The organism is Paenibacillus sp. D9, from assembly GCF_001188365.1.
Taxonomy (GTDB): domain Bacteria; phylum Bacillota; class Bacilli; order Paenibacillales; family Paenibacillaceae; genus Paenibacillus_O; species Paenibacillus_O humicus.
Genome location: NZ_JZEJ01000001.1, coordinates 4,106,672 through 4,118,528, shown reverse-complemented (window position 1 = coordinate 4,118,528; position 11,857 = coordinate 4,106,672). Strand labels below are relative to the sequence as shown.

Genomic DNA, 11,857 nt, shown 5'->3' with positions numbered 1-11,857 from the left:
CGGCAGGGCTTTAGGGTCGTTCCTTCGCATGCGGGCCCGTCAAGACGACGGCGTCAGCGCATTTTCGTCATGCTCGCCGCGCCGCCTTGTTGGACATGGCCAGGATCAATTGAGCTTCGCTGCCGGTCTACCTGCCGTCAACCGGCACATCCTGCGGATGCGGCTCCGTGACGAGCTTCACCGCATCTGCGTTGCCCTGCACCTGCTCGGGATTTTTGCAGCCGGGAATGACGGAAGTCACCGCAGGATGGCGAAGGCACCAGGCGAGCGCCCAGGCAGCCATGCCGACGCCTTCCGGCACTTCCTCCTCCGCGATCCGGCGAACCTCCTCCAGCCGCTGCCTCACCTGCCCGGCGTCCTGGCGATGGCGCACATCCGTCTCGCCGAATTCCGTGCCGGGCTTGTACTTGCCGCTCAGGAAGCCGCTCGCCAGCGGCACCCGCGCCAGCACGCCGAGATCCTGCTCCAGGCAGGAAGGGAATACCCGCTCCTCCGGCTTGCGGTCGAGCCGGTTGTACACGACCTGGATCGCCTGCGAGCCGACCTTCGAGGAGGCGGCCGTCTGATGCAGGTTGTCGTTGCTGCCGATGGACGTGCCCAGATGCCGGATCTTGCCGGCCTGCACCTGCTTGTCCAGCGCCGTCCACAGCTCGTCGCTGTCGAAGGCGGCATCGGGACCGGAGTGGAATTGGTACAGATCCACATAGTCCGTCTGCAGAGCCTTCAGCGACGCATCCAGCTGACGCACGACATCTTCCCCGGAAAATACGTCCGTACGCTTGAACCGCTCATGGAAATGATGGCCGAACTTCGTCGCGATGATCCAGTCCCCGCGTCTCCGCCTGCCGATGTAGTTTCCGATGAAAGCTTCCGACAGATGGTCTCCGTAACATTCGGCCGTGTCGATCAGGTTGATGCCGAGCTCGGCGCCCTTGTCCAAAATCGCGTCGACCTCGCCCTGCGCGAAATCCATGCCCCATTCCCCGCCGAACTGCCAGGTGCCGATGCCGACGACCGACACGTTCAGCTCCGTTTTGCCTAAACGGCGATACTTCATGTCCATCCCTCCTTATCCACAGATTACCTCCTGGAGAGATGCCCAAGCAACTTTCCCGGCCTGGCTTCCGGAATCTAGCCTGTCGGCCCGATTCATGCCGGTGTCCGCCTGCTGGCAATACTACAAAACCAACATATCCGCTAGGAATAATTATTTTTTCATTGACTTCTGTACCGTCCGGTCCGTATAGTAACGGCAGGAGGTGCGCCATGGCCGCCGCTTCAAAACGAAACGCCATTCTCCGCATCGCCTGCAAGGTGGTGCGCGAGCAAGGAGCCTCCAAGCTGACCTTGGACGCCGTCGCCCGCGAGGCGGGCATCAGCAAGGGAGGCCTCCTGTACCACTTCCCCACCAAGGAAGCGCTCATCCAGGCGACGCTGGACGATTTCCTGGACCGCTTCGAAACCCAGACGGAGGCCAGGGCTGTGGAAGGCTGCGGATCCCATCCATGGACGCATGCCTATCTGACCCAGAGCTTCCAGACAAGCTCCGAAGACCTGGAGACGAGCGCCGCCGTTCTGGCAGCCGCTTCCGGCAACCCCGCCCTGCTGGCTCCCATGAGGGAAAGGTACGAGGCTTGGCAGAGCCGGATCGTCTCCGAAAGCCGCTCCCCCGCCTTGGCTACGATCGCCCGGCTGGCTGCGGACGGACTGTTCTTCTGCGAGCTGTTCCATCTCGCCCCGCTGGAGCCTCGGCTCCGCTCCGAAGTGCTCGACGCGCTGCTTGAACTGGCGGATGCACCGTCGTCATCACCGGCACGGCAACGGCAAGGAGTTCCAACCGAATATCCCTGATTCGATCCGACCAACGGAAGCATCAATCCTCGCAGCTAAGGGATTGATTTTTTTGCGTTTCAGCCTATCTCATCCTGCAATTCCATCGTGCCCGGCGCCTGATTTCTCCATGCGCCGGCGCCGGAAGCCGCTTCGCCGGGCGGACTTGTTCCCCGGCAGGCCGTCCGTCTAGCGCTTCGGCGCCCCATTCCTTGCAGAAAGGAGCATCTCTCATGGCCATAGCCCCATCCGCCGCGAACAAAAGGGAAGCAAGGCGCAGCCGCGCCGAGTCCCGCTTGCTGCCGGCAGCCGTCTCGGCCGGCTCCGTCCTGGCCGTCCTCCTGCTCTGGTGGCTGTCCGGACGCTTCGGCTGGGTCAGTCCGCTGTTTCTGCCGCCGCCCGCCGACGTCTGGGCCGCCTTCGCGGATATCGCGCAGCACGGCTACAAGGACTCGTCGCTCGCCGCCCATGTCGGAGCGAGCCTGCGCCGGATTCTGATCGCCATCGCGCTGGCGGCCGTCACGGCCGTGCCGCTCGGAATCCTGTGCGGACGCAACCGCTGGCTGAGGGCCGTATTCGATCCGTTCGTCGAATTCTACCGCCCTCTTCCCCCGCTCGCTTACTACTCGCTGCTCGTGCTCTGGTTCGGCATCGCCGACGAGTCCAAGATCGTCCTGCTCTTCCTGAGCGGCTTCTCGCCTCTGTTCATCGCCGCCGTCCACAGCAGCCGCCAGGTGCCGGCGGAGCGCATCAACGGCGCCCGCTCCCTGGGCGCGCGCGGCTGGAGACTGTACGCCTACGTCATCCTGCCGTCCTGCCTTCCCGATGTGCTGACCGGCCTGCGTACCGCCGTGGGCGTCACCTACTCCACGCTTGTCGCCGCGGAGATGGTCGCGGCCATCTCCGGCATGGGCTGGATGGTGCTGGACGCCAGCAAATATCTTCGCAGCGACATCATCTATGCCGGCATCATTCTCATGGGAATCATCGCGATCATCATCGATTCCTCTCTCCGGCTGCTGATCCGCAAGGCATCGCCGTGGGCTCGGGGCTGACAGCTTCCCAACCCGTTCAGCCGACCGTCCCCCTCTCTTTTCCAAGCTCCCCATTCCCCGATCAGATCAGGAGGCTCCATCCTATGAACAGACTTTCCCATTCCACCGGATTCCGCCGACAAGGACGCGGATTTCTCTATGCCCTTTCCCTCGCGCTTCTCCTGCTTGCGCTCACGGCATGCGGCTCATCCAGCGAAGGAAGCTCAGACCAAGGCGGCGGAAGCTCCGGCCTGCCCAAGGAAATCCGGATCGGCTATCAGGTCAGCCCGAACGGCGAGCTGATGGCCAAAGCTCTCGGACTGGCCGAGAAGAAATTTCCCGGCGTCAAAGTCTCGTGGCTGAAGTTCGACGCCGGCCGCGACGTCAACACTGCCATGGCGGGCGGCAGCATCGACTTCGGCATGGTCGGCACGCCGCCGGGAGCTTCCGGCATCGCGCAGGGACTGCCCGACGAGATCTATTACATCCACGACATCATCGGCGAGAGCGAGGCGCTCGTCGTGAAGACTTCCGCAGGCATCGGCAGCCTGGAGGATCTGAAGGGCAAGACGATCGCCACCACATTCAGCTCTACTTCCCATTTCAGCCTGCTCTCCGCCTTGAAGCAGAAGAACATCGATCCGTCGGGAATCAAGATCATCGACATGCCCGCCCCCGAAATGGCCGCAGCGTGGCAGAGGGGCGACATCGACGGAGCCTACATCTGGCAGCCCGTGCAGTCCAAGCTGATCGCGGACGGCGGCAAGGTCATCGTCACCTCCAAGGAAGTGGCGGCCGGAGGCGGCATTACCGGAGAATTCGGCGTCGTGAGCAAGGAGTTCGCCTCCAAGTATCCGGAAGCCGTCAAAGGCTACATCGAGGTGCTCGACGAGGGGACCAAGTATTACCGGGACCATGCCGAGGAAGCGTCCGGCCTGCTCGCCAAGGAGCTCGGCCTGTCCCCGGAAGAGACGCTGACGGCGATGAAGCAGATCACCGTGCTGGACGCCTCCGAGCAGACTCTTCCCGAGTATATGGGCACGCCCGACAAGCCCGGCGCCTTCGGGGCGCTGCTGAAGGAAACGGCCGATTTCCTCGTCGAGCAGAAGTCGATCAAATCCGCGCCCGGCCTGAAGACGTTCCAGGAAGCGATCCGAAGCGATCTTTATTTGAAGTAACGGCCTGAGGCGGGCGTATCGCCCGCATGCCATTACCGTCCTTAAGGAGGATCCGCCATGACCGTGACAGCCCAACGAACGGGCGCCGCATCCGTGCCTGTGCCGCCGCCCGGCGAAGCCGCTGCGGGCCGCATCCGTCTGGAGCATATCTCCCTTCGCTACGGCCCGGCTTCACCGACTGCCCCTTCCGTGCTGCAGGACATCGGCCTGGAGCTGGCGGGAGATGAATTCATCTGTGTCCTCGGTCCGTCCGGATGCGGCAAGTCCTCCCTGCTGAACCTGATCGCAGGGTATATCCAGCCGTCGGAGGGACGCATCGTCATTGACGGAGCACAGCATTCCGCTCCGGACACCAAGGTCGGCGTCGTCTTCCAGCATGCCAACCTGTTCCCGTGGCTTTCCGTTGCCCGCAATGTCGAGTTCGGCCTGAAAATGGCCGGCATGCCCAAAGCCGAGCGCCGCCGCAAGGCACAAGCCTATCTGGAGCTGGTCGGCCTTGCCTCCGCAGCGTCCATGTATCCCCACCAGCTGTCGGGAGGCATGAAACAGCGGGCCGCCATCGCCCGCACGCTGGCCGCCGACCCCAGCATCATCCTCATGGATGAGCCGTTCAGCGCGCTGGACGCCCTGACGCGCGAGTCCATGCAGACTCATGTCGGCGAGATCTGGAGGAAAACGGGCAAATGCATTCTTTTCATCACGCATGATGTCGACGAAGCGCTGCTGCTCGGCCGGCGCATCCTGCTCCTGCATCCGTCTCCGGGAAGGATCGTCGAGGACTTCGCCAATCCTCTGCATGCGGAAGGAAAGGCTCCGCTGCGATCCAGCCGGGAGTTCGCCGAGCTCCGCGAATGGCTGATCGGGCGCATCGCGGACGGGGCGCCGTCAGGCGCAGCCCGGCAAGGGCGCACCGGACGAGCGGAAGCCATGCCGCTGGGAGGCCCGTCCTCCAGGCAGGAGCCGTACCGTCCTTAGATTCATCGTTCAGACGGAAAGACGGGAGCTATTCCATTCCTAGGTTGCCAGCCTGCCGGGTGCTTCCCGTTCATAAATTCGACATCAGGCAAATCGGACAATAATGCAGGAGGAGACATCATGGAACTATTCTGGTACCTCCCTACAATGGGAGACGGGCGCTACTTGGGCACGACGCAAGGCGCCAAAATAACCGACTTGCCTTATTTCCGGCAAATCGCCCAGGCCGTCGACAGGCTCGGCTATACCGGCATGCTCGTGCCGACAGGCCATGCCTGCGAGGACGGCTGGGTCGTCGCATCCGCGCTCATGACCGCCACGGAGCGCCTGCGTTTTCTCGTGGCGGTCCGCCCGGCAGGCGTCTCGGTGACGATCGCCGCCCGCATGGCCGCTACGTTCGAGAGGCTCTCCTCGGGCAGGCTGCTCGTGAACGTCGTCACCGGCGGAGATCCGCATGAAATGCGGGGTGACGGCATTTTTCTGAGCCACGCCGACCGGTACGAGGCTACCGACGAGTTCCTGCAAGTATGGCATCGCCTGATGGCCGGCGAGGAGGTCACCTTCCGCGGCAGGCATATCCAGGTGGAAGGGGCCCGGCTCCAATACCCTCCCTTCGGCCGCAAGTCGCCGCCGCTCTATATCGGAGCCTCCTCGGAAGCCGGCCATGCCGTCGCCGCCAAGCATATCGACACCTATCTGACCTGGGCCGAAACGCCGGAGATGGTTGCGGCCAAAATCGCCGACGTCCGCTCCCGCGCCCAGGCTCTCGGCAGGCAGGTCGACATCGGCCTGCGGGTGCAGATCATCGTCCGGGAGACGGCGGAGGAAGCCTGGGCCGCAGCCCGCCGGCTCATCCGCCATGTCAGCGAGGAGGACGCCCGGAGCGCGCAGGCCGTGCTGGACCGGTTCGATTCGGTCGGGCAGCGCCGCATGACACAGCTGGTCCGCGACAGCGAAGGGCAGGACGAGATCGCTCCCAACCTGTGGACCGGCATCGGCCGCGTGCGCGGCGGCGTCGGCACCGCGCTCGTCGGCGATCCCGAATCGGTGGCGCTTCGCCTGAAGGAGTACGCCGCGCTCGGCATCGACAGGTTCATCCTGTCGGGCTACCCCCACCTGGAGGAGGCGTACCGCATCGCGGAGCTTCTGTTCCCGCTGCTGCCCGTGTCCAGCCCGACCCGCCCCCCGGAGCCGGACTGGTCGCCGATGGGCGAGCTGCTCGCGGAAAATATCGCTCCCCGCTGACCGCCGGCCATAATCCCTCTTGCCGCTTCCCGATTTTCACGTTATAGTAAGGACAATTTCCATAGCATGCATGGGGGCTCGATGAAGTCGGGCTGAGACTGCGGCCGTATGCCGCTGACCATTGATCTGATCTGGGTAATGCCAGCGTAGAGAGAATGCACCGCGCCGCCGGGCTTGCGCCCATCCTGCGCGGATATGCCTTTATTCCCTCTGCCCGCCGGCTTCCGGCGGGCTTTTCCTATGCCCCCGGAGGAGGTCGGGCCGGGTCAGCAGCCATCTGTGGGGAACATTCCAATTTTCCTTGAGAGGGAGTCTGATTTCTTATGTCCACCGCCATGCCCAATGCCGACCGTCCAAAAGGACTGACGCTCGCCGACATTCTCGTCACGCTTGTCGTAGCCGTCGTTTTCGGCATCATCTACCGCATCTGGAATCCGATGTACGACATTCTCAAGCCGCTCGGCCTGCATGCGGAGCAGCTCAGCTACGGCATGTGGTTCATGGCCGGCACCTTCGCCTTCCTCCTGATCCGCAAGCCCGGGGCCGCGCTGCTCGCCGAGACGGCCGCGGCCGCGCTGGAAGCGTTCATGGGCGGATCGTGGGGAGCCTCGACGCTCGTCTATGGAGTGCTGCAGGGTCTCGGAGCCGAAATCATCTTCGCCGCCTTCCTGTACCGGAAGGCAGGTCCGATCGTGACGGTCCTTGCGTCCCTGGGCTCCGCCGTCGTCTCCATCTTCATCGACGCGCATTACAGCTACATCGATAAAATGACCGCCTGGAACTACACCTTGTTCGTCTCCATGCGTCTGCTCGGCAGCGTCGTCATCGCCGGCCTGTTCGCCTGGGCGCTGGCCAAGGCGCTGGAGCGCACCGGCGTGCTGAGCCTCATCCGCCCGGCATCGGCCAAGGATTACGAGGCTCTCGGATAAGGCGATGAAAGCTGCAGACGTCATCCTAAAAGGCTGCATTCGCAGCCACACTCCGACGAACGGCGGGGAGATCGGCGCGGCTTCGACGCCGCTTGCAGCTCTCGCTCCCGCCATCGGGAGCGGCCGCTTGCCCTCTATGAATGCCTCCGGAACCGGCACCGAACGGCAGCGTCATGCCGACGAGGCTGTGCCTGCAGCGAAACGGCCGATGGCGCCCGTCCAACATGCCGGGCCTGCGGCGCGCGTAGAGAACCTGCGGCTCCGATATCCCGGAGAAGACACTCCGCTCCTCTTCAAAGGGCTGAGCCTGACCATCGAACGCGGCCAGAAGGTGCTGCTGCTCGGACCGAGCGGCTGCGGGAAGTCGACGCTGCTGCAGGTGCTCGGCGGCCTGGTGCCGGCGGCCATCCGCATCCCGATGAAGGCGGACTGCTGCCTTGTTCCCGCCCGGCCGGGCTATGTGTTCCAGGATCCGGATTCCCAGTTCTGCATGCCGTATGCCGACGAAGAAATCGCCTTCGCGCTGGAGAACGCGGGCATTGCGCGCGAGGAAATGCCGGCCCGCATCTCTCGCTGTCTCGAGGCTGTCGGCCTGTGCCTGGCAGACCCCCATTTCCCGGTAGCCGGCATGTCCCAAGGAATGAAGCAGCGGCTTGCCATCGCGGCCATGATCGCCATGGAGCCCGATGCTCTGCTGCTCGACGAGCCTACCGCCCTCCTGGACGAGGAGGGCACGCGGCAGGTATGGAGCTCGCTCCGCTCCGTCTGGGGCGGGCGGACCGTCATCATCGTCGAGCACAAGATTGCCGGCATCGCGGAAGATATGGACCGGGTCATTGTATTCGGACCCGACGGAAGCATCCAGGCCGACGGCTCTCCTCGCCTCGTGTTCCGGGAGCACCGGGATCTGCTGCGGGAATACGGCATCTGGTACCCCGGCTTCTGGGAGGACTACGATCGGAATGCCGCCATCCGCCCCGCAGCGACCGCTCCGTCGTCTGGCGTCCGTTCCGCCGAGCTGCTGCTCGAGCTGGACGGTCTGGAAGGATGGCGGGGCGGCCGGCCCAAGGTGCGGACCGGCCCGCTCGCAGTGAACGCCGGCGACTGGATCGCCGTCACCGGCGTCAACGGAGCCGGCAAGAGCACGCTGCTGCTCGCCATCATGAAGCTGATCAAGACCAAGGGAAGCCTGTACATTCCCGGCATTCCGGTCCAAAGCCTGAAAAAGCCCGGGGATATGGCCAAGCATGCCGCGCTGAGCTTCCAAAATCCCGAGTTCCAGCTCGTGACGGACTCCGTCCTCGACGAGCTCGCCTACTCCTTGCCGCGATCGCTGCGGGAACCGGAGCGCAGCAGCCGGGCAAGGACGCTCATGGAGAACTACGCGCTCGACGGCCTCGGCGGCCGCCATCCCTATCAGCTGTCGATGGGACAGAAGCGCAGGCTCAGCGTCGCAACGGCCATGGTCGGCGGCCAGCGCCTGCTGCTGCTGGATGAGCCGACCTTCGGCCTCGACGCGAGCGGCACGGTGCGGATGATGGAGCAGTTGGAACGGCTTCGCTCGGGCGGCTGCGCCATTCTCATGATCACCCACGACCCGGAGCTGGTCCGGCGCTTCGCGACCCGGCAGTGGCTAGTCGACGGCGGGCTTGTTGCGGAAAGGAGCGGCGGCACGGCATGCATCTGACCTTTTCCCATCGCGAAACCTGGCTGCATCGCGTCAACCCGACGCTGAAGCTAGCGGTGTCCGTGCTGCTGTTCGTCGCCGCCCTGTTCGTCCACAACCCCAATGTCATGGCCCTGCTCGCAGCCGCATCCCTGCTGCCGCTGCTTGCAACCGGACATCCGCCTCTGCGCGTGCTGCTGTACGCTTCCCCGTTCCTGCTTGTCTTCATCTCGTCAGCCTCCGGCATGATCATGTTCGGGACCGGCGCTACGCTCTGGTTCGAGCTCGGCCTGATCCGGATCACGGAGGAAAGCTTCTATCGCGGGCTGCATCTGGGGCTCCGCTCGCTCCAGGTCGCGGCGGTCGGACTCGCCTTCGCGCTTACGACCCGTCCGGTCGCCTTGTTCTACTCGCTCATGCAGCAGCTCCGGATGCCGTCCAAGTACGCCTACAGCTTCCTGGCCGCCCTCAATATGGTTCCGCTGCTGGCGGATGAATTCTTCACGCTCCGCCAAGCGCTCCAGATCCGGGGAGCCGGCCCCGGACGCAAAGGAATCTACGGCCGCCTGCGGATGTATGCCCTGCCGCTGCTGGCCCAGAGCATCCGGCGCGCCCACCGGATGGCCGCCGCCATGGAGGCGAGGCGCTTCCGCAGCGGCAGCGGCAAGCGCACGTACTATTACGTCTATGGCTGGTCGCGCATCGATGCCCTGTATGCGGTCTCCATCGCCGCCCTCTGGCTGCTGGCTTGGCTGCTCGGCACCCATTATCCCTTGCTTGCCGCAACCGACGTTCGTTGACGGACGAAGGCAGGAGGCAGCCGTCGCGGCGGTTCCTAAAATACCCAAACAGACCCTGGAGAACTGCTCTCTCCAGGGTCTTTTTTGTGTATGGACGTTCCTGCTATTTAAAAAATGGCTGCCTAATATGCCCTGGGGGAATCTGCGCCAATCTCTATTCCCTGAGCAGGGCATCCGTTATCCTCAGCGCCGGCGTCGGCTCTCCCATGCAGTTCCCTTGACTCAAGTCAGGCCCTTCCAGTCGATTCCCTTCAGCAGCGCGGCCGTCTCCGCATCGTCAAGCTCCCATTTTGGAGACATCCCCGTATCCGTCATTACATAGGCAACCAGGCTGGCTTTGTAGTCCTTCCCTCCGGAGTTGAACGGGTACAGCACCGAAAAAGCCGTTCCGGCGCGATCATAGACCGTGAATTCCAATCCGTTTTTCAGAACCTCTCGAGATGGAATTGTATCGGAATTCTGCATGGACGAGCTTCCCTCTCCGTTCAGCACGGATAAAAACAGAACCGAACCATTCTCCCCTTCGTAGCTGAGACTCAATTCATTGATATCCTTTTTTTCAACTGTCTTGTCCGACGTATAAATCCGATTCGGCTCCAGATCATCCAGATTGCCCGCTCCGAAAGCTTTTTCGTCCAGGATGGCAATCACGCTCCGGAGAGAATAGCGCCCCACGCTCTGCGGGAGAGAATAACCCGGATATCGATTCTGGAACTCCACTTTATCCATGTTTTGATACGGGTTCGAGACCAGCTCCCGAATGTTCTGCTCTTTATTCTCGAACAGCTCGTACTGCTTGAACGCCAGTTTGGCCATCTCTCTTTGCACCAGCTGCTGCTTGACGTCCTGGTATTCATACATCGATTTCTCCCGGCCGAACGGATATAGCTCCGCGTGGTTATGCTCCAGCTTCGCCTCTTCGTCCTGCTTTTGGACAAAGTCGAGAATGATGCCGGAAATTCGCGACAGCTCCCCGTAATCAAGATTCTCTGCCCGGTCCCGGACCGTCCGCACGCTGTTCGGCTCCTCCAGCCCGAACGACACCGCAGGGAGCGAATAATAGCCGAAGGAAGCATGATCGCCGTCAAAGTTGTGGCGTATATCCGCATTGAAGCCGTCCTGCTTCAATACATCCGCCAGTGAGGTTACAAAACGATTCTTCGTGTTGTCGGTTAGCAAGTTGAGCTTGCCGCCTTTGACCCCCACCGCATCCAAGCTGACCGCAGAAAGGTGTACATTGGAATCATAGAGGGAATCGACGAGAGCCTGGCTTCCCTGAAGCCCGTTTTCCCTCCCATTGAAGGCGCAAAAGACGATGTCGGAATAAAACGGCCTCTCTTCCGAAAGGGCCTTCAGCGATTCCGCCAGCCCCGCGAGCACGCTGACAGCCGCAGCCCGGGAAGCGCCCTCATAGATCTGCCCGGCGTCCGAGCCCAGGGAATCGAGAGGCGCCGAAAGGACGAGGACATGGTGATCCGGTCCGCTTGCAGACGTGCCTGAGATTTTGCCGATGACGCTGGCGGCCTTCGCCTCTTCCTTGTCCTCATACTTCATTCGCAGAGAGATGCTTTCAATTCCCTCCTGCTTCTTCTTCAGAAAGATATATGTATCGTCATTGATCTCCACGACGGGCACATTAAGATTCCGCCGGGCGGGATATTGCTTGAGCATGTCGGTGCGGGCCAGGATGAACCGAGTGCTCCCCTTCTGCGCCCGATCGAGCTCCTCCTCCGATGCCGCCACGAATGCGGTACCGGCCGTCAGCGAGCCGATGGAATCCTCGCCCAGCTTCAGCTCGGCCGTAGCGTCGAGATCCATCCGGATGACGCGTTCCCGGAAATGCTTACCATACACCAGCTCCTTGACGCTGCCGTCCTTCATCGTCACCTTCAGGCCGATCTCCCTGCGTTCTGCCGATCGGTACGGAAATAGGACCGGGTAGTCGTCTCCGCTGTATTTCTCCAGGCCGATACGGGCAAATTCCTCTCCGATCGCTTGGACAGCCTCTTCGTTGCCGGCCGTCCCCGCCAGCCTGCCCTCCATCTTCTTCGCCGTCAGCAGCTTGACGATCCGCTCCTGAGGCGGCCGCTCCCCCGAGGCCTCGCAGGCGGCCAGCAGGATGGCCGAGGCGATGGCCAAAAGGAGTAAAGCACGCCATGCTCGCAAGCGATTTCCCCCTGTCTATTCATTAGTCAGGGCA

The 11,857-nt window shown here is 62.8% G+C and carries 10 protein-coding genes and 1 riboswitch; of the genes, 8 read left to right on the top strand and 2 right to left on the bottom strand.

From position 1 onward, the window contains the following. Positions 1 to 127 precede the first annotated feature (127 nt). Positions 128 to 1,057 (bottom strand): aldo/keto reductase, encoded by a 930-nt coding sequence (locus VE23_RS18510; RefSeq protein WP_049868759.1) that lies wholly within the window; start codon positions 1,055 to 1,057, stop codon positions 128 to 130. Between the two features lie 209 nt (positions 1,058 to 1,266). Here VE23_RS18510 and VE23_RS18505 point away from each other — a divergent pair, with 209 nt between their 5' ends. The 8 genes from VE23_RS18505 (at position 1,267) to VE23_RS18470 (ending at position 9,657) form a co-directional block, all read left to right on the top strand. Further along, on the top strand, positions 1,267 to 1,851 hold the full coding sequence (locus VE23_RS18505; RefSeq protein ID WP_048748271.1) for a TetR/AcrR family transcriptional regulator: 585 nt from the start codon (positions 1,267 to 1,269) through the stop codon (positions 1,849 to 1,851). Between the two features lie 212 nt (positions 1,852 to 2,063). Further along, the gene (locus tag VE23_RS18500) at positions 2,064 to 2,885 is read left to right on the top strand and encodes an ABC transporter permease subunit (protein ID WP_049868758.1); all 822 of its coding nucleotides are present in this window, start codon (positions 2,064 to 2,066) and stop codon (positions 2,883 to 2,885) included. An 83-nt stretch (positions 2,886 to 2,968) separates the two neighbouring features. Beyond that, the gene (locus VE23_RS18495; RefSeq protein ID WP_049868757.1) at positions 2,969 to 4,042 is read left to right on the top strand and encodes a taurine ABC transporter substrate-binding protein; all 1,074 of its coding nucleotides are present in this window, start codon (positions 2,969 to 2,971) and stop codon (positions 4,040 to 4,042) included. 57 nt (positions 4,043 to 4,099) lie between these two features. Continuing rightward, complete coding sequence (locus tag VE23_RS18490; RefSeq protein ID WP_021879428.1) at positions 4,100 to 5,017, top strand: ABC transporter ATP-binding protein; 918 nt, start codon at positions 4,100 to 4,102, stop codon at positions 5,015 to 5,017. A 120-nt stretch (positions 5,018 to 5,137) separates the two neighbouring features. Further along, positions 5,138 to 6,262, top strand: a complete 1,125-nt coding sequence (ssuD, locus tag VE23_RS18485; RefSeq protein WP_049868756.1) for an FMNH2-dependent alkanesulfonate monooxygenase — start codon at positions 5,138 to 5,140, stop codon at positions 6,260 to 6,262. A 60-nt stretch (positions 6,263 to 6,322) separates the two neighbouring features. Then, a riboswitch (TPP riboswitch) is annotated at positions 6,323 to 6,432 on the top strand. Between the two features lie 153 nt (positions 6,433 to 6,585). Beyond that, positions 6,586 to 7,191: an ECF transporter S component gene (locus VE23_RS18480; protein ID WP_049868755.1), complete on the top strand. Its 606-nt coding sequence runs from the start codon at positions 6,586 to 6,588 to the stop codon at positions 7,189 to 7,191. A gap of 4 nt (positions 7,192 to 7,195) precedes the next feature. After that, the gene (locus VE23_RS18475; protein WP_232316993.1) at positions 7,196 to 8,878 is read left to right on the top strand and encodes an ABC transporter ATP-binding protein; all 1,683 of its coding nucleotides are present in this window, start codon (positions 7,196 to 7,198) and stop codon (positions 8,876 to 8,878) included. Further along, positions 8,869 to 9,657 (top strand): energy-coupling factor transporter transmembrane component T family protein, encoded by a 789-nt coding sequence (locus VE23_RS18470; protein WP_048745007.1) that lies wholly within the window; start codon positions 8,869 to 8,871, stop codon positions 9,655 to 9,657. Before VE23_RS18475 ends, VE23_RS18470 begins: the two co-directional genes overlap by 10 nt. A 222-nt stretch (positions 9,658 to 9,879) precedes the next feature. Here the strand turns inward: VE23_RS18470 and VE23_RS18465 are convergent, their stop codons facing one another. Then, positions 9,880 to 11,823: a M28 family metallopeptidase gene (locus tag VE23_RS18465; protein WP_157053992.1), complete on the bottom strand. Its 1,944-nt coding sequence runs from the start codon at positions 11,821 to 11,823 to the stop codon at positions 9,880 to 9,882. Between the last annotated feature and the right edge of the window lie 34 nt (positions 11,824 to 11,857).